The sequence below is a fragment of the Sorangium sp. So ce834 genome (assembly GCF_051521425.1).
Taxonomy (GTDB): Bacteria; Myxococcota_A; Polyangia; order Polyangiales; family Polyangiaceae; genus Sorangium; species Sorangium cellulosum_D.
The window spans coordinates 5,232,487-5,251,866 of record NZ_CP150351.1 but is presented as its reverse complement, the minus strand read 5'-3'; the positions used below and the strand labels follow the sequence as shown (position 1 = coordinate 5,251,866).

Annotated in this window: 5 protein-coding genes; 2 read left to right on the top strand and 3 right to left on the bottom strand. The window is 74.0% G+C overall.

The features are described from left to right. Positions 1 to 3: 3 nt before the first annotated feature. Entirely contained in the window at positions 4 to 4,506 is a 4,503-nt protein-coding gene (locus WMF20_RS18945) for a type I polyketide synthase (RefSeq protein ID WP_437615539.1), read from the top strand. Further along, positions 4,499 to 9,145, top strand: coding sequence for an amino acid adenylation domain-containing protein (locus WMF20_RS18940; protein ID WP_437615537.1), 4,647 nt, complete (start codon positions 4,499 to 4,501; stop codon positions 9,143 to 9,145). Before WMF20_RS18945 ends, WMF20_RS18940 begins: the two co-directional genes overlap by 8 nt. A gap of 3 nt (positions 9,146 to 9,148) precedes the next feature. Here WMF20_RS18940 and WMF20_RS18935 read toward each other — a convergent pair whose 3' ends face one another. The 3 genes from WMF20_RS18935 to WMF20_RS18925 all read right to left on the bottom strand — a co-directional run bounded on the left by WMF20_RS18935 (position 9,149) and on the right by WMF20_RS18925 (position 19,328). Continuing rightward, complete coding sequence (locus tag WMF20_RS18935) at positions 9,149 to 10,483, bottom strand: cytochrome P450 (RefSeq protein WP_437615535.1); 1,335 nt, start codon at positions 10,481 to 10,483, stop codon at positions 9,149 to 9,151. A gap of 27 nt (positions 10,484 to 10,510) precedes the next feature. Further along, positions 10,511 to 12,259, bottom strand: coding sequence for a lipoxygenase family protein (locus WMF20_RS18930; protein WP_437615533.1), 1,749 nt, complete (start codon positions 12,257 to 12,259; stop codon positions 10,511 to 10,513). A gap of 715 nt (positions 12,260 to 12,974) precedes the next feature. Beyond that, on the bottom strand, positions 12,975 to 19,328 hold the full coding sequence (locus WMF20_RS18925) for an amino acid adenylation domain-containing protein (RefSeq protein WP_437615531.1): 6,354 nt from the start codon (positions 19,326 to 19,328) through the stop codon (positions 12,975 to 12,977). Positions 19,329 to 19,380 lie beyond the last annotated feature (52 nt).

The following is a 19,380-nucleotide window of genomic DNA, read 5'->3' as shown; positions in this document are numbered from 1 at the left end:
GCCATGTCAGAGCCGATCGAGACCGAGGACGGGGGGAGCGACATCGCGATCGTCGGCATGGCGGGCCGCTTCCCCGGCGCCCCCAGCGTCGACGCCCTCTGGGAGAACGTGCGGCGCGGCGTCGAGTCGATCGCGCGCTTCCCGGAGAGCGAGCGCGAGGAGCCGCCGGTCGGCGCGAGCGCGGCCCCCGGGGCGCCCGTCGTCTGCGCGGGCGGCCTGCTCGACGACATCGACCGCTTCGACGCGTCCTATTTCGGGTACTCGCCGCGCGAGGCGCAGCTCATGGACCCGCAGCAGCGCCTCTTCCTGGAGTGCGCGGTCGCCGCCCTGGAGGACGCCGGCTGCGATCCGGCCCGGTTCCCGGGCGCGATCGGCGTCTTCGGGGGGTGCGGCTCCAACACGTACCTCCTCCAGCTCCTCTCGCACCCGGATCTCGCGGCCACCGTCGATCCGCACGCGCTCATGCTGGCGAGCGAGAAGGATTACCTCGCGACGCGGGTCTCGTACAAACTCGACCTCCACGGGCCGAGCGTGGTCGTGCAGACCGCGTGCTCGACGTCGCTGGTGGCCGTCCACATGGCGTGCGAGAGCCTCCTCGGCGGCCAGTGCGATCTCGCGCTGGCGGGCGGCGTCTCCATCGGCATCCCGCAGAAGCGCGGGTATCCGTACGTGGCCGGCAGCATCTGCTCCCCCGACGGCCGCTGCCGGCCGTTCGACGCGCGCGCCGAGGGGACCGTGGGCGGCAGCGGCGTCGGCATCGTCGCGCTGAAGCGCCTCGCGCACGCCCTCCGTGACCGGAACACCGTCCACGCGGTGATCCGGGGCTCCGCCGTCAACAACGACGGCGGGCGCAAGGTCGGCTTCATGGCGCCCAGCGTCGACGGCCAGGCCGCGGCGATCTCCGAGGCGCAGTCGGTCGCCGGCGTCGATCCCGGCTCGATCGGCTACGTCGAGGCCCACGGCACCGCGACCGCGATCGGCGATCCGATCGAGGTCGAGGCGCTCACGCAAGCCTTCCGCCGCAGGACGGCGAGGAAGACGTACTGCGCGCTCGGCTCGATCAAGGCGAACATCGGCCACCTCGACGCCGCGGCGGGCGTCGCGGGCCTCATCAAGGCGGCGCACGTCGTGCGGAGCGGCGAGATCCCGCCCTGCGTCCATTTCGAGGCGCCGAACCCCAAGCTCGACCTCGCGGCGAGCCCGTTCTTCGTCCCGCGGGAGGCGGCGCCCTGGCCCCGCGAGCTCCGCCCCCGCCGCGCGGGCGTGAGCTCGTTCGGGATCGGCGGGACGAACGCGCACGTCGTGCTCGAGGAGCCGCCCCCGCTGCCGGCCCGCGCCCCGGCCCCGGAGCGCGATCACGTGCTGACGCTCTCGGCGCGCACGCCGGAGGCGCTGTCGACGGCCTGCGCGCAGCTCGCCGCGCACCTCGAGGCGAACGACCTCCCGCTCGACGACGTCGCGTTCACCCTCCAGACCGGGCGCGCGGAGCACCCGTACCGCCGGGCGGTCGTCGCGCGGACGCGCGCCGAGGCGATCCAGGGGCTCGCCCGCGAGGGGGCGAGCGCGCTCGCGCGCCCGATGAGCCGCGCCGTCTTCGCGTTCCCGGGCCAGGGCGCGCAGGCCGTCGGGATGGGCCGCGCGCTCTACGCGCAGGAGGCGGCGTTCCGGAGCGCCTTCGACGCGTGCGCGGCGGCGGCGCGGGCGCGCGGCCTCGATCTCGGCGAGGTCGTCTTCCGCGAGGGCGAGGGCGACGGGCGCACGCTGCTCAGCACCGCGCTGGCGCAGCCCGCGCTCTTCGCCGTCGAGCTCGCGCTCGCCAGGCTCTGGATGAGCTGGGGGATCGAGCCCGCGGCGATGATCGGCCACAGCCTCGGCGAGCTCGTGGCGGCCTGCGTCGCGGGCGTGTTCACGCTCGAGGACGCGATGTCCCTGGTCATCGATCGGGGGCGCTTCATGCAGGCGGCGCCGACCGGGAGCATGCTGGCCGTCGGCCTGCCGGCCGCGGACGTCGAGGGCCTCCTCGAGGCCGGCCTGGAGATCGCCGCGGTCAACAGCCCGAAGCTCACGGTTGTCGCGGGCCCGGCGAGCGCGATCCGCGATCTCGCCGCGCGCCTCGATGCGCGCGAGGTGTTCGCCCGGCCGCTGCAGACGTCCCACGCGTTCCACTGCGCGCTCATCGACGGCGCGGTGGCTCCGTTCCTCGAGAGCGCGCGGCGCGCGCGGCTCTCCCCGCCGGAGATCCCCGTGGTCTCGAACGTCACCGGCGCCCTCCTCACCGACGCCGAGGCGACCGATCCGGCCTACTGGGCGCGGCACCTCCGCCAGCCGGTCCGCTTCAGCGACGGCGTCGAGGCGCTCTTCGCGTCCGGGCACGCCCTGTTCCTCGAGGTCGGCCCCGGCCGCGGGCTGACCACCCTGGTGCGGCAGACGCTGGCCGGGCGCGGCGGCGCCGCGATCGCGAGCCTCGGATCGGCCCACGCCGCGTCCGAGCCCGCGAGCCTGGCCGAGGCCCTCGGCCAGCTCTGGGAGGCGGGCCACGCCGTCGACTGGACGGCCGTCCGCGGGGGCGACCCCGGCGCGCTCGTCCGCTTGCCGACGTACCCGTTCGAGCGGGCGCGGCACTGGATCGCGCCGCGCCGCGGCGCCCCCGCCGCCGAGCCGGCGCCCGCCGCGGCGCCCCTCGCGCCCGCGCCGAACGCCCTCCCGACGTCGGCGGTCTCCCGCGCGCACGCCGGGGCCGCGTTCGCCGCGCCGTCGACCGAGTCCGAGCGCGCGATCGCCGCGATCTGGAGCGCCCTCCTCGGCGTCCACGAGATCGGCGTCCACGACGACTTCTTCGGCCTGCACGGCGACTCTCTCGTCGCGACCCAGGTGATGTCCCGGATCCGCGCGCAGCTCGGCGTCGAGCTCCCGCTGCGGGCGCTCTTCCAGGGGCCGACGGTCGCGGCGCTCGCGGCCCAGGTCGACGCCGCGCGCCGCGGCGAGGCGCGGCGGCGCGAGTTCCCCCCGATCGCGCGGATCCCCCGCGACGGCCCGCTCCCGCTGTCGTTCGCGCAGCACCGGCTGTGGTTCGTCGATCAGCTCGAGCCGGGCAGCCCGGCGTACAACATCCCGTTCGTGGTGCGCGCGACGGGTCGGCTCGACGTCGACGCGCTCCGCCGCAGCCTGTTCGAGATCGCGCGGCGCCACGAGGCGCTGCGGACGACGTTCAGCGCCAGGGACGGCGTGCCGTTCCCGGTCATCGCGCCCGAGGCCCGGGTGCCTTTCCGGATGTCCGACCTCGAGCACCTCGCGGGCGAGGCCCTCGACGCGGCGGTCTCGGCGCTCGTCCTCGAGGAGAGCCTCGCGCCGTTCGACCTGAGCCGCGGGCCGCTCCTCCGCGTGCGGGTCATCCGGAAGCGCCATGACGAGCACGTCATCGCGCTCGTCGTGCACCACGTCGTGTTCGACGTCTGGTCGGTCGGCGTCTTCGTCGGCGAGCTCGCCGCGCTCTACGGCGGCTTCGCGCAGGGCCAGCCTTCCCGGCTGCCGGAGCTCCCGGCGCAGTACGTCGACTTCGCCGCGGCCCAGCGGGCGTGGCTGTCCGGCGAGGTCCTGGAGGGCGAGCTCCGGTACTGGACGACGAAGCTCTCCGGCGCGCTGCGCCGGGCCCGCGTGCCGGTCGACCACGAGCCGGCGGGGCGAAGGACGTGGCGCGGGGCGCGGCGGAGCCTCGACGCCGGGGCCGAGCTCACCCGCCAGATCAAGGCGTTCTGCGAGCGGGAGGCGATCTCCCCCTTCATGGCCCTGCTCGCCGCGTACAAGCTCGTCCTGCACCAGCGCACCGGGCTCGAGGACCTCGTCGTGGGCACCGACGTCGCGAACCGGAACCGCGTCGAGACCGAGCCGATGATCGGCTTCTTCGTCAACCAGCTCGTGATCCGGACCGACTGCGGGGGCGACCCGACGTTCGGCGCGCTGGTCCGCCGCGTGCGCGACGTCGCGCTCGAGGCGTTCGAGCACCAGGACCTGCCGTTCGATCGGCTCGTCGAGGCCCTGCGGCCGAAGGGGGCCGTCGGGCACGTGCCCCTCTTCGACGCGAAGTTCGTCATGCGCAACGTGCACGTCCCACCGATGAAGCTCGAGGGGCTCGAGCTCGAGGCGCTGGAGGGCGAGGCGACCACGACGGCGTTCGACTTCGTCCTCACGGTCGCCGAGGCCGGCGGCTCGTTCCGCTTCGGCGTCGAGCACAGCAGCGAGCTGTACCGAGCGGCGACGGTCGACAATTTCATTAATGATTACCGGCAGATCCTGGCGACTGCGACGGCGCGGCCGGACACCCCGGTCTCGGAGCTCCGGGGGGAGCTCGAGCGCGCCGCGGCGGCCCGCCGGGAGCTCGATCGGAAGGCCGCGCGCGGCGCCGCGCTCGACAAGCTGACCTCCGCGCGCCGGCGCGCCGTGACCCTCCCGCGCCCGGGCGGGCCGGGCGAAGCGAAGACCTCACCGAAGGACGAGCAGGATGAGTGACCACGAGATGACCGGCTTCAGCCTCTCGCCGCAGCAGCGGGCGATCCGCGCGCTCGACCGGGAGGCGGGGGCGCCCGGGTGCCGGACGCTGGCCGTCGTCGCCGTGACCGGCCCGTGCGACGAGGGACGGCTCTCGGCGGCGACGCTCGCGCTGGCCGAGCGGCACGAGATCTTGCGCACGCGCCTCGTCGAGGCGGGCGGCGAGGCCGCGCAGGTGGTCGGCGAGCCGCGCTTCGCGTGGGCGTCGCAGGACGACTGGGTCGGGTGCTCGGACGCCGAGCAGGGCGAGCGGATGTCGCGGCTCGTCGCGCGCCTCTCGGAGGGCCGCGGCGCGGACGACGGGCTGCGCGTCGGCCTGGTCCGCGTCGGCCCGGAGGAGCGCCGGCTCGTGCTCGCGGCGCCCGCGTGGTGCGTCGACGAGGAGTCGATCGCCCCGCTCGTCCGCGAGCTCTGCGCCTCGACCGCGGGCGCGGGCGCGCCGCCCGAGCAGCAGTACGCGGACGTCGCCGAGTGGCTCAACGGGATGCTCGAGGCGGAGGACGCCGTCGACGGGCGCAGGTTCTGGGCCGAGCGCCGCTCGCATTTCGGGCCCCCGCTCCACCTCGCCTTCAGCCGCGGCGGCGCCGGCGCCGGCTCGGGGCGCGCGCGGGTCGAGCTGGGGCAAGGCGGGATGGCGCAGGTCGAGCGCTGGTCGTCGTCGTGGCAGGTCCCGCAGCGGATCGTGCTCCTGGCCCTGTGGGCGTCGCTCCTGTGGCGGATGAGCGGCGGCGACGAGCCCGAGGTCACCGTGGCCGTCCGCTTCGACGGGCGGTCGCTGGACGCGCTCGCGGGCGCGGTGGGGCCGTTCGCGCGGTTCCTGCCGGTGCGGATCGAGATCTCGGCCTCGGACACGCTCGCCGACGTCGCGCGGCGGCTCGCGGTCGCCGAGGCCGAGGCGGCGGCGCACCAGGACGCCGCGCCCGGCGTGAGCCACCGGATGAGCTGGGGCTTCTCCGCCGCGGAGGCCGCGCCGGCGCTGTCGCTCGACGGCGCGCGGGCCCGCGTGCTCGACGTCTGGAGCACGTCCGATCAGGTCGCCTGCCGGCTGCACTGCGCCGGCGCGGGCCCGTCGGCGTCGCTGGAGCTCCGCTACGACGCGTCGGCCGGCGCGCGCCGCGACGCCGAGCGCCTCGCCGAGCGCCTCGCGGCGATGCTCGAGGACCTGTCGCGCCACCCCGAGCGCCCGGTCGCCCAGGGCGAGTACGTCGGCCCCGGCGAGCGCGCCGAGATCGAGGCGTGGTCGCGCGGCCCCGCGATGGATCTGCCGTCGGCCTGCGCGCTGCACCGGTGGTTCGAGGAGCGCGCCGAGCAGCACCCCGACGTCGTCGCGGTGCGCAGCGAGGGCAAGTCGCTCACCTACGGCGAGCTCGATCGGCGCGCGAACCGGCTCGCGAGCTGCCTGCGCCGCCGCGGCGTCGGGCTCGACACGATCGTGGGCGTCTGCGTGCCGCGCTCCGAGGACATGGTCGTCGCGACCCTGGCGGTGCTCAAGGCGGGCGGCGCCTACCTGCCGCTCGACCACGAGTACCCCGGCGAGCGCCTCGCCTTCATGATGCGGGACGCGCGGGCGCGCCTCCTCGTCACGCACGACGCGATCGCCGACGAGCTCCCGACCGGCGGCTGGACGACGCTGCTCCTCGACGCCGAGGCCGCTGAGATCGCCACGTGCTCCGACGCGCGGCCCGCCGTGAGCCCGCCGCCGGACAGCGGCGCGTACGTCATCTACACGTCCGGCTCGACGGGCACGCCGAAGGGGAGCCTCATCTCCCACCGCGCCATCGTCAACCAGATGCAGTGGATCCAGCGGTACTGGGCGCTCACCGCGGACGATCGGGTCCTGCTCAAGGCCGCGTTCGGCTTCGACGTCTCCGTCTGGGAGATCTTCTGGCCCCTCTCGTTCGGCGCGCGGATCGTCGTCGCCCGGGCCGGCGGGCACCGCGATCCCGAGTACCTGCGGCGCCTCGTGCGCGACGAGGGGGTGACGACCGCGTACTTCGTCTCCTCGATGCTCGCGGCGTTCCTCGGGGGGCCCGAGCAGCCGTTCCCCGCGAGCCTGCGGAAGGTCCTCGTGGGCGGCGAGGCGGTGCCGCTCGATCTCGTCCGGCGCTTCTACGCGAAGCACGACGGCGACCTCATCAACATGTACGGGCCGAGCGAGGCCGCGATCGCGGTGACCGGCTGCGTCCTGCCGAGCGACCCGCGGGTCACGTGGGTCCCCCTCGGCGCGCCGGTCGCGAACGCCGAGGTGTTCGTGCTCGACGGCGCGATGCGCCGCCCCGCCATCGGCGCGCTCGGCGATCTCTATATCGCGGGCACCCCGCTCGCGCGCGGCTACGTGGGGCAGCCCGGGCTCACCGCGGAGCGCTTCCTGCCCGACCCGTGCGCGCGCGCCGCGGGCGGGCGGATGTATCGGACCGGCGACGTCGCGCGCTTCTTGCCCGACGGGATGCTCGAGTTCCAGGGCCGCTCGGACCACCAGATCAAGCTCCGGGGGCACCGGATCGAGCTCGGCGACGTCGAGGCGCAGATCCGGCGCGTGCCCGGCGTGAGCCAGGCGGCCGTGGCCCTGCGCGAGGACGCGCCGGGCGACGCCCGCCTTGTCGCCTACGTCGTGCTCGACGGCGGCGCGGCGGGCGACGCGCCGGACGTGCGCGCGGCGCTGAAGGCGTCGCTGCCGGGGTACATGATCCCGTCGAGCGTGGTCCGCCTCGACGCGCTCCCGCTGTCACCGAACGGCAAGCTGGACCGGCGCGCCTTGCCGGCGCCCGAGGCGCAGGCGGGCCCGGACGACGGCGCGGCCCCGCGGACGCCGGCGGAGCGGTTCCTCTCGTCGATCTGGGCCGAGGTGCTCGGGCTCGGCGAGGTGCGGGTCGGCGAGAACTTCTTCGACATCGGCGGCCACTCGCTCCTCGCCACGCAGGTCGTCGCCCGCGTGCAGCGCGCCCTCGGCGCGGAGGTCCCGCTGCAGCTGATGTTCGATCTGCCGTCGATCGCGGCGCAGGCCCCGCTCATGGAGCTCCTCGCGAGCGGCCGGCCGATGGAGTCGCTCCTTCCCGCCGTCCGCCGGTACCTCGCGGACCGCCGCCCCGAGCAGCTCCCCGCGCTCGCGCCGGAGGAGCGGGAGGCCGCGGCGCACCGCCTGTCGGCCCTCGGCGCGGCGCCGCCGCAGGTCCGGCGCCGCGGGCTGACGCGGGCGCCGCTCTCCTACGGGCAGAGCCGCATCTACTTCCTCGAGCAGCTCTCGCCCGGCAAACCGCTCTTCAACGTCCCGGGCGCGGTCCGGCTCCGGGGCACGGTCGACGTCGCCCGCCTCTCGGCCGCGTTCGGCGAGATCGTGCGGCGCCACGACGCCCTCCGCACGTCGATCATCAACGTCGACGGCGAGCTCCTGCAGATCGCGCAGCCGCACGCGGGCTTCGCGCTCGACGTGGTGGCCTCCACGCCCGAGGAGGCGGCCGCGCCCGAGCTCGACCGGCGGCTGCGCGCCGAGGCGTGGCGGCCCTTCGCGATCGGCGCGCCGCCGCTCCTGCGTGCCACGCTGTTCCGCCTCGCGGAGGACGAGCACGTGCTCCTCGTCACGATGCACCACGTGGTGTCGGACGACTGGTCGCTCGGCGTGATCCTCCGCGAGCTCCTCGCGCTGTACGCGGGCCGCTCGCTCCCGCCGCCGCGGCTCCAGGTCAGCGACTTCGCGGCGTGGCAGCGCGAGATGGTCGAGTCGGGGGCGCTCGACGGCCAGCGCGCGTACTGGCGAGAGCGCCTCCGGAGGCTGTCCCGGGCGAGCATCTCGGCCGGCGGCGGGGCGGAGGCGCCGAGCCACGACCCGTCCGGCGCCATCGAGGAGATCGCGCTCTCGCCGGACAAGGCGGCGGCGCTCGAGGCGCTCGCGCGGCGGGAGGGAGCGACCCTGTTCATGGTGCTCCTCGCGCTCCTCGACCTCGTGATCCATGCGCGGTCCGGCGCGCTGGACATCGCCGTGGGGACGCCCATCGCCAACCGGAACCGCCCGGAGCTCGAGGACGTGGTCGGCCTCTTGACCAACACGCTCGTGATCCGCGTCGATCTCGCGCGCGCCGGGACGTTCCGCGACGTGCTCGCGCGGGCGCGCGTCCAGGCGCTCGACGCCTTCGCGAACCAGGACATCCCGTTCGATGTCGTCACCCAGGATCTGAAGCAGGAGCGCGACCACGCGCAGCACCCGCTCTTCCGCGTCTGGCTGGCGCTCCAGAACGCGCCGAAGCCCGCGCTGGAGGTCCGCGGGCTCCGGGTCGAGCCCCTGCCCCTCCGGCCCGAGCTCGTGCACTTCGAGGTCGCCCTCCTGCTCTGGCCGGCGGACGACGGATCGGTCGTGGGGCACTTCGAGTTCCGGCGCGATCGCGTCGACGAGGGCGCGCGCAAGGAGATCGCGGCCGCGTTCACGCACCTCGTCGACGCGGTGATCGCCCGGCCGGACGCGCCGGTGTCGGCGCTCGTGGAGGGCGCCCGAGCCGAGGCCGCGCGAGCGCAGGCCGCGCTCGGCGAGGCGTTCGCCAAGGCGGCGACGGCGCGCCTCGGCCAGCTGCGGCGGCGCTCGGCGGGCGACCGGACGCCCCGCGAGTAGCGGTCAGCCCTCGGCGGCGGCCAGGCGCACGCGGAACGGCGCAGGGTAGCCGTGGACGCGCGGCATGGGGTCGATCGCGCTGGGGACGCCGGCCCGCAGCAGCTGTTTGATGGCGAGCGAGATGTGCAGGATGGCCACGTACTTGCCGTGGCACGTATGGATCCCTGACTCCCAGAACAGGTAGTTCTTGCTCGGCAGGCGCCCGGGCCTGAACTGGTCCGGGGCGTCGATGTGCTCGTGGTCATGCATCGCCGAGGCGCTGCAGGCCATCACCAGCGCGCCGGCGGGGATCTTCTCCTCGTGCCGCGTGCCACGCCCGACCGTGTAGTCGCGCACGCAGAGGCTCGTGACGCCGGTCGACGGGGGACGGAAGCGCAGCGCCTCCAGCACATAGCCGGTGATGGCGGTGTCGTCCTCGACGTTCACCACGTTGAGCGCATCGCGCAGGACGCGCGGGCGCTTCATCAGCTCGACCAGGGCATTGACGATCGCGCCGCCGCTGAGATCCACGCAGCCCATGAGCAGCCCCAGGATCACGTCGCGGATCCCCTCGTCGCTCTCGTAGGTCTCGGGGACCGACTGCATGAGCAGGTAGCGGTCCAGCACCGAGGGTTGCTCTGGCGGGGGCGACTTGGCCAGCTGCTTCTTCCGCGCGGCGACGATCGCGTCGATCATCGGCAGCGCCTCCTGACGAGCGGCCCTCGCCGCCGCCACGGCCGTCGGGTCGTTGGTCGGGTTGAGGAAGATCTCGTTGAACAGCGCGTGGGTCCACGCCACCACCTTCTCGGTCGGGATCTCGCCGACGCCGAGGTACCGGGCCATCGCGCCGGCCGGCACCCTGAGCGCGTAGTCACCGGTGAGATCGAACGGCTTGTCGACGCCGACCTTGGCGAGCAGCCGGTTCGCCTCCTCCACGACGATCTGACGGTAGCGGGGCAGATCGGCGCGCGGGAACGCGAGGCGCAGGAGCGACTTCTCGTGCTCGTACTTGGGCGAGTCGTTCATCGCCAGGATGTTCTGGCCCACGTTCTCGACCAGCTTGGGCGCGATGTTGTCGACCGAGAAGACGTCGTTGGCGTTGAGGACCTCGACGACGTCGTTGTACCGGGTCACGAGCGTGATGGCCGGGATGGAGAAGATGGGCTTCTCGCGCCGCAGCTGGCTGAGGAACGGGAGCGGCTCCTCCCTCAGCCACTTGAACACCATGCCGGCCTCGATCTGCTTCCGCTTGACCGGATCGTTCTCGTGCGCCAGCGCGCTGTGGAGGGCCTGCAGGTAGTCGAACGGCGGCGCCTTGGCAGCGTCCGCTCGTCCCTCTTCTTCGATGTGAATGCTCATGGGGCGAATTCCTTTCTCGCATGCCGATCAGATCGCGACGCTCTGGGGGACCATCGACGGGAGCAGGTACAGGTACGGCTGCTCGCGGGCGCGGTTGCGCTCGGTGATCTCCCGCTCGATGTGCGCCAGGCGCTCGCGGTAGCGAGCAAACGCCTGCTTCGCCGCCGGATCTTGCAACAGGCACTTCATCGTCATCAGGCTCTCGCTGGTCAGCGGCGGGCCCATGCTGAGCGAGCGGCTGAGCACCATCTGGCGGATGCTCTGCGCGCGCCCCGGGAGGCGCTCCAGCGGCTTGAACTGCCGCTTATCGCTTCCGTTCAGGACATCGCCGTAGGAGCGGTAGGTGGCAAACTGAGCGTTCGGGATCCAGGTGTAATAGTCCGTTTGCCCGAAGTTGACGGCGGCGTGATACGCGGTCGCCGTGAAGATGATGTTGGTGACGATCGCGATCAGGTCGTCGAGGCTCGTGAGCTTCTCGAGCTGATCGGCTCGCTCGGGCGGGAGGAGGCTATCCATGCCGCCGAGCTGGGGGGACACGAGCTCGTGGATCCACCGCTGCAGGCTGGCGTCGCTCGACAGAGACCCCGGCGTCGGGTAGGCGATCTTCAGCACCTGTCCGACGTACTCCTGGATCGCGTCCCAGTGCAGCCGCGCGTCGTCGCGGTAGTGATAGCCGACCAGGTCGCGGACGTCGCGCGCCGACAGGTCGTGGGGGAGCGCGCTCTCGTAGAACCGCCACGGCTTGCCGCCGTACCCTTTGATGCCCTTGCCGGTGTAGGCGCGCGTCAAGAGCTCGAACGAGCCCATGGTGGCCACCGAGCTCGTGATGTCGAAGAAGCGCCCTCGCCCGAGGAAGCGCCGGCGAGCCAGCTCGTTGATGGCCAGGGTGTTGAAGAAATGCGGCCTGAGCAGCTGATGGAGCGGATGCGTCGCGGGCAGATTGCGGTAGGTGCTCACCGCGAACGGCTCCACGATCAGGTGCGCGTACAGCAGGTGGGTCACCTGGCCCTGGAAGATGGCGTCGGCGCTCGCGACGGCGATCTTCGCCGTGAGCCAGTCGTCCGACGGGCCCGAAGGGGTGAAGATCTTGTCGGGCGGCGTCCCTTTCCCGGGGCGCGAGTGCACCAGCCTGATGGCCACGGGCAAGAGCTCACCGGTCCCGGTCTGATGCAGCATGCACGTCGGGGCCAGCGGGTACTTGCCCAGCTCTTCCTGCACGTCGGTGTCGACGATGTCCTTGAAGATGCGGTAATCGATGAAGTAGAGCTGCCCGCCCTCGCGCACCTCCTCCAGCGTGCGACCGTCGGCGATCGTTACCGGCTTGGGCTCGGCGCCGCTCAGGAAGTCGGCGAGATCGGCCGGGGTCGCGCGGCGGATGTGCGCCGGGTTGATCCCCACGAGGCGCTGCCGCCCGAACTCGACGTCTTCGGCCCAGCGCGTCGCCACGAGGGGCCTTCGGATGAAGGTCCACGGCTTGAAGAACTCCTCGAACTGATCGAAGCTCTCCCAGTTGTCGATGGACTCGAAGATGGCGCCCAGCCCGAGGTCGGACGTGGCCCTGAGGACGAACTTCCCCTCGCGATAGCGCTTGTACCCGTACTCGAACAGGTGAAGCGCCTGCGCGATTTGCAGTCCGGCAGTGTCCTTCCACTTGCCGAGGTTGAGCGCCAAGATCTTCTTGATCGGAAAGCCTTCCCCCGGCGGTACGGAATCGCTGCCCGCCGGCAGGTTGGACCCGAAATTGCGCCAGTTCGGTGTCGAGCTGGGCTCCCTCATGCTCGTGCTCGCTTCTCCGTCTCAGACGGACGGTGGATTGGGTGGTTCACATCAAACATCGCTCTCGCGTCGCAGCGGTCCGAGCGCGCGCCGGAATGGTTCCGTCTCAGTCGCAACAGGACTCAATACATCCAGCGCCGCCCCCCGTCCTCGACCTGCCCCCGCAGCCGATCGCGCCGCCCTTCATCGTAGAATCGACCAGGTGCGATTCCACGAAAGGCCGTCGCGTCGAGTTGCACGCGACCGATGCTCACGCGTGCATTGTCGAGGCTGCTAGAAAACCGTGGAGCGTTCACGCATGTCAAGCCATTTTGTTCGGCGCCGCGGCGGTCGGCCGGATGCCGCGCGCCCCCGCGCCGGGCGTGTTCGCTCCCGACGTACCGCTGCCTCGACGACGTATGGCTTGGATGCTGACCGCGCAAGTCGTCCGATTCATGCTCGTCATTCCGCGCCTTCCAGCAAGATTTCCCCGCTGCCGCCGGCGGCACGAAGCTGCCAGGACGAGCAAAGGAGTGCTATTGCCCTCGATCGCCTGTCTGCTTCATCCACGAGCGACGAGGGATTGGTAGAGCCAGCGGATCGGAACAGCGGAAGCGAGCAGGAATCGGGACCGCCAAGCCACCGAGGCCCCCCAAGGGGAATTCGCATCTTCGCGCCTCGGCGGCTCATCGCTCCGCGGATGGCGTGGTCGACGCCAAAGGCGCTCTCCGACGCGTCACCCGGGAGGCAGCGGGCCAGGGAGGTCGCCCCGCATCGCGCGGGCGAGCCCCTCGACGGTCGGGTGCTCGAAGAGGGTCGCGACGGGGATCGCCTGCGCGAAGGAGCTCTCCAGCCGGAGCATCAGCCGCATCGCGAGGATCGAGTGCCCGCCCAGCTCGAAGAAGTCGTCGGTGACGCCGACGGGCGCGCGGCCGAGGATCTCCTCCCACAGGCCGACGAGCCGCGCCTCCAGGGGGTCGCGCGCGGCGACGATCGGCCGCGACGGCGCGGGCTCGGGGGCCGGCAGCGCCGCGAGATCGACCTTGCCGTGCGCCGTCAGCGGCATCGACGGGAGCAGCACGATGTCGCTCGGCACGAGGGGGCGCGGCAGCCGCCTGCCGAGGGCTTCCCGGAGCGACGCCGGCGTGGCGGCGCCGCCCGCGTCGGCGACCACGTACGCGACGAGCCGCGCGCCGGCCGCGCCGTCCTCGCGCAGCGCGCACACGGCCGAGCGGACGCCCGCGATCCGGCTCAGCTCGCCCTCGATCTCGCCGAGCTCGACGCGATGCCCGCGGAGGTTGATCTGCCGGTCGGCCCGGCCGACGAACTCGATCTCGCCGCCGGGGAGCACCCGCGCGAGGTCCCCCGTGCGGTACATCCGCGCCCCCGGCGCGGCGGAGAACGGATCGGGCACGAAGCGCTCGGCGGTGAGCCCGGGCCGGCCCAGGTAGCCGCGCGCGAGCGACGCCCCCCCGATGCAGAGCTCCCCGGTCGCGCCCGGCGGCACCCGCCGCAGCGCGCGATCCACGACGGCGCACGTCGTGTTCGCGATCGGCCGGCCCAGCGGGACGACCTCCGCGCCCGGCCGGCAGGTCCAGGACATCGCGTCGATCGTCGCCTCGGTCGGGCCGTACTGGTGGATCAGGGAGACGGCCGGGTGGAGCGCGAAGAGGCGGTCCATCGTGGCGCGCGAGAGCGCCTCCCCGCCGCAGAAGACGCGGCGGACCGCGCTCCACCCGCGGGCCTCCGGCTCGCGGAGGATCTGCTCGAGCAGCTGCGGGCTGAAGTGCACGTCGGTGATGCCCTGGGCAGCGATGGTCCGGGCGAGGTAGGCGCTGTCGCGCTGCCCGCCGGTCCGGGCGAGGACGAGCATGGCCCCGGCGATCAGGGGGGCGAAGGTCTCCCAGATGGCGATGTCGAACCCGGGAGACGCCTTCTGGAGAAAGCGGTCGCCGGGCCCGAGCGGATAGGCCTCCTGCCGCCAGCGCAGGTGGTTGCACGCGGCGCGGTGCGAGACGACCACGCCGTTCGGGCGCCCGCTCGTCCCCGAGGTGTAGATGACGTACGCCGCGTCGTCCGGGCGCCTGCCGATCGCCCCTGGATCCCCCGGCGGGCACTCGGAGGGCTGGATCAGCGCGACGCCCGCGGCGGCGAGCCGATCTCTCGCCCGGCCGTCCACGAGGACGGCGCCGAGCGCGGCGTCGTGGATGGTGCCGACGAGCCGCTCCGTCGGGTGCTCCGGATCGAGGGGGACGAAGGCCGCGCCCGCGCGCAGCGCGCCGAGCGCGGCCGCGACGGCGTCCGCGGATCGGTCCATACAGAGGCCGACCAGCGACCCCCGCCGCACGCCCGAGCGCCCGAGCGCCGCGGCCACGGCGTCCGCGCGCGCGCAGAGGGCCCGGTAGGTCGTCGCGCCGTCGCCCGCGAGCACCGCGACCGCCTCCGGCGTCCGCGCCGCCTGCTCCAGGACCAGGGCGTCCAGCCATGCCGGCCCGACCCAGGCCCGCGCCTCCCCGGCCGCGCTCGCCTCGATCCGCGCGCGCTCGTCCTCGGTGAGCAGCTCCGCGAGCTGGTGCGGCGCGTCGGGCGCCCGGGTCATCGCGCGGCACACGTCGCGGAGGCACCGGGCGATGCGGCGGAGCCGGCCGTCGTCGTAGCGCGCCGCATTGCCGTTGAGCACGACGTTGAGCTGGCCTCCGGACGCGCTGAACGTCGCGGTCAGGCTCAGGTTCGTCTCGCCGATGGCCGTGACGTCGAGGAGCTCGACCCCGGCGACCCGCGGGATCGCCTCATACGCGTGGAAGTTCGTGAAATTGAAGACGGTGTCGTAGATCGGCGACCCGCCGCAGTCCCTCTGGATCTGGGCGAACGGATATCGCCGGTGCGGGAAGATCCGGCCCTCCGTGTCGAAGACGCCGCGCACGAGATCGCGCCAGCTGCCGCCTCCGAGGCGCGCGCGGAACGGGACGGTGTTGAGGAACATCCCCACCGCGCGATCCCCGCCCTCGGTATCCGGCCGGCAGCTCATGATGACGCCGATCGTCACGTCGTCCTGGCCGGAGAGGAACGAGACCGCCCGGAGGAACGCAGCGCGGAGCACCGTCTTCAGGGGGACGCCGAGCGCCTCGGCCATCCGGACGAGCGACGCGTGCTCCTCGTCGTCGAACCTCGCCTGGAGCGTGCACACGCGGTCCGAGAGGGCCCGCTCCGGGCTCGACGCGCCGGGCGCGCGCGTGGGCCGCAGGTCGCGCAGGAGGTCGCCGAAGAACGCCCTGGCCTCGGCCGAGGAGCGCGCCGCGCGCTCGGCCGCCACGCAGTCGGCCTGGCCGACCGCGGGCGCCGGCGCGAGGGCGGGGACGGCGACGCCGAGCTGGCCGAGGTAGAGCTGGACCAGCTCCGAGATCATCGTGGCCGTGCTCCACCCGTCGAACACGGCGTGGTGCTGCGCCCAGGTCAGCTGGAAGGTGTCGCTCGAGCGCCGGTGCACCGAGAACCGGAGCAGCGGCGCCCGACCGACATCGAGCTGCTCCGCCCGCTCCCGCTCGAGCAGCCCTGCGAGCGCGCCCTCCTGGGCGGCCGGGTCGAGGGTCCGCCAGTCCTCGACGCGCAGCGGGATCGCGGCGTCCGCCGCGACGAGCTGGAGCGGCTCGGCGTAGCGCGTCAGGTCGAACGCCGAGCGGAGCGCCGGATGCCGGCGCGAGAGCTCGCGCAGCGCGGCCTCGAGCGCCGCGCGATCGAAGGGGGCGCGCACATGCCAGCTCGAGATGTCGAGGAAGAAGGCCGATCTCGGCGCCAGCGCGCTGTGGAAGAGCATGTCCGCCTGGAGCGCCGTCAGCGGGTGGGCGTCGACAACGCCCGGCGGCAGCGCGGCGCGATCCTCCGGCGAGAGCAGCGCGAACGCCCGGCTCCCCGCCGCCTCGACCGCGGGCTGGCCCGCCGCCTCGACCGCGGGCTGGCCCGCCGCTCGGCGCGCGTCGACCCACGCCGCGAGCCCGCGGATCGTGGGGTTGTCGAAGAACGCCTTCGGGGTGAGCTGGATCCCGTGCCGCGCGGCGCCGGCCTGGACGCGGATGCTCCGTATCGAGTCGCCCCCGAGGGCGAAGAAGTTGTCGTCGATGCCGATGGGCTCGACGCGCAGGACGTCCTCCCAGATCCGGACGAGCGCCTCCTCCGTCGCGGTCCGCGGCGCGACGTGGGCCGCCCGGTCGCCCCGCGTCGTCTCGGGGTCCGGCAGGGCGCCGCGATCGATCTTGCCGTTCACGTTCTTGGGCAGGGACCCGAGGCGCACGAACGAGGACGGCACCATGTAGGCCGGCAGCGCGCTCGCGACGCGCTCCCGGAGCGCGTCGTCGGTCACCGACATGCCGGGCCGCGTCGCGACATACCCCACGAGGCGCGCGCCGCCGCCGTCGTCGCGCGCCGCGACCGCCACCTCGAGCACCGCGGGGTGGCCCGCGAGGACGAGCTCGATCTCCGCGGGCTCGACGCGGTAACCGCGGATCTTCAGCTGATCGTCGATGCGCCCGAGGAACTCGAGGTCGCCGCCGGCGCGGATGCGCACGCGATCGCCCGTGCGGTACAGGCGGCCGCCGGCGCGCCGGAACGGGTCCGGGAGGAAGCGCGCGGCGGTGAGCGCCGGATCGTCGGCGTACCCGCGCGCGACGCCCGAGCCGCCGACGCAGAGCTCGCCGGACAGGCCGAGCGGCGCGAGGCGGAGGGCCTCGTCGACCACGTAGAGGACGGCGTTGGTCGCGGGCCGGCCGATCGGCACGCGGGGCGCCTGCGCGTCGCCTGGCAGGCACTCGTGGGCGCAGCACCACACCGTCGCCTCGGTCGGCCCGTATTCGTTGAGGAGCCGGGCGCTCGGCAGCCGCGCGAAGTGCTTGGCGACGAGGCTCGGCGTGCACGCCTCGCCGGCGACGATCACGATGCGCTGCGAGGGGAGCGCCCCGGGGCTCACGCCGTCGAGGAGCGCGCCCCACACGTTGGGGTTGCAGTAGGTCACGTCGATGCGGTGCTCGCGGATGAGGCCCGCGATCGCGGTGGCGTCGCGCTGCGCCCCCTCCTCGGCCACGACGATCTCGCCGCCGTCGCAGAGGGTGTTGAAGAGCGGCGCGACCGAGCTGTCGAACGCGTACGAATAGAGGAGCAGGCAGCGCTCCGCGCGCGCTCCGAAGAGGTCGCGACGGGCGCGGGCCGAGCTCGCGAGGTTTCGGTGGGTGACCTCGACGCCCTTGGGCGCGCCGGTGGAGCCGGACGTGTAGATGACGTACGCGAGATCGTCCGGGGCCGGCCTCGGCCTGCGGAAGGGCGCGGGCGGATCGAGGTCGATCGCGTCCGCGACGAGGACGTCCGCGATCGGCGCCCGGGCGGCGGTCGCGCGGTGGACGACCGCGAACGGCGCGGTCGTCCGCGCGAGGACGTACCGCTTCCGCTCTTCGGGGTACGCCGGGTCGATCGGCACGTAGGCGGCGCCGGCGAAGAGGACGCCCAGGATGCCGACGACGAGGTCGACCGAGCGCTCGAAGACGAGCGGGACGCGCGCGCCCGGCCCCACGCCCCGCGCGGCGAGGGCCGCCGAGAGCCCGAGCGCCCGGCGGTGGAGCTCGCCGTACGTGAGGGTCGTGGCGCCGCAGCGCACCGCGGTGCGCTCGGGCGTCGCCGCCGCCACCGCCTCGATGACGTCGACGATCGGCGCCTCGCCGTCGCGCCACCCGCGGCCATGGGCCTCGGCCGCCGGCGGCTCCGCCTCCGCGGCGCCGACGAGCGCGGCCGCGAGGCGCGCCCGCTCCGCGGGCCCGACGTGCTCGATCCGGGACACCGCCTGGGTCGGATCCCGGGCGATGCTCTGGAGGACGGCCAGCAGCCGCTCCTGGAGCAGGTCCGCGAGCTCGACGCCGTAGACGCTGCCGGAGAGCGAGAGCGTGCCGCAGAGCTCGTCCCCGGCGATCCCGCAGCGGAGGCCGATGGCGAGCGGCGGCTCGTCCCAGCGCTGCTCGATGACGCGGACCGAGACGTCGGCGCGCTGCGCGCGCTCGTCGAGCTCGTCGAACGCGAACCCGATGGGGAGCTCGGCGCCCTGCGCCCCCCTCGCCGGCTCCGCGGGGAAGCACTCCTGCCACCGCGCCGCCGTCCGCAGCTGCGCCTGGACCTCGGCGGCGAGCGCCTCGAAGCGCAGGCCGGGATCGACGCGGGCGGCGAGCGGCAGGAGCTGCGCGTAGAGCCCGAGCGCGCCGGCCAGATCCTCGTACTCGCGGCCGCGCAGCTCGACGCCGAGGAGCACGTCCGGGCGCTCGATGTGGCGGGCGACGAGCACGGCCCAGGCCGACAGCGCGACCGCCTCGTCGGAGAGGCCGCGATCCCTGGCGAACGCGCGGAGAGCGCGCGTCGCCGCGGCGTCCAGGCGCCACGGCCGGAGCACGCGGCCCGCGCCCGAGGCCTCGCCGAGCCCCGGGATCGCCGAGGGCGCGCCGGCGAGCGTCCTGGCCCAGTGCTCGCGGCCCGGGGCCGCCTCGTCCGACGCGGCGATCTCGTGGGCCCATTCGGCGTAATCGCAGTACTGGATCGGCTCGGGGCCCGCGGCGTGGCCGCGCTCGAGGCGCGCGCCGACGAGGCCGGCGAGCTCGGCGGCGAGGTGGCCAATCGACGGGCGATCGACGCAGAGGGTGGATGCCCGCATCGCGACGAGCCACCGGTCCTCCCCTGCCCCGGCGATCGCCCACGTGGTCAGCGGGGCGGACGCGGGCGGCTCCGCCGGCGCCTGCGGCTCCGCCAGCGCCTGGAGGAGGCGCGCCGAGAGCGCGCCGTCGCCCTCCGAGGCGGCGGAGATGACCCGAGGCCGAGACGCCCCGGGAGGGTCGATGACCGCGAGCGGCGCGGTCATGCCGTCGAGCAGCGTGAAGCGTGTCCGCAGGATCTCGTGGCGGGCGACGAGATCGTCGACGGCGCGGCGCACGGCGTCGTCCGACGGCGCGCCCTCGACGGCGAAGACCACCTGCGCCCAGCGCTCCTCGCCGCGCGCCGCCGTCCATCCGCGCCGCTGCTGCCCCGAGAGCCGAAATCCACGAATCGCCGCGCTATCCGGTTGCATCGAACTCCACCTCGAGACCGATCGTGCCAGCCTGGAACCTTCGGCCGGCGTT

Coding starts and splice junctions, on each gene's coding strand:
- WMF20_RS18945 (WP_437615539.1), top strand. CDS start 4: ATGTCAGAGCCGATCGAGACCGAGGACGGGGGGAGCGACATCGCGATC.
- WMF20_RS18940 (WP_437615537.1), top strand. CDS start 4,499: ATGAGTGACCACGAGATGACCGGCTTCAGCCTCTCGCCGCAGCAGCGG.
- WMF20_RS18935 (WP_437615535.1), bottom strand. CDS start 10,483: ATGAGCATTCACATCGAAGAAGAGGGACGAGCGGACGCTGCCAAGGCG.
- WMF20_RS18930 (WP_437615533.1), bottom strand. CDS start 12,259: ATGAGGGAGCCCAGCTCGACACCGAACTGGCGCAATTTCGGGTCCAAC.
- WMF20_RS18925 (WP_437615531.1), bottom strand. CDS start 19,328: ATGCAACCGGATAGCGCGGCGATTCGTGGATTTCGGCTCTCGGGGCAG.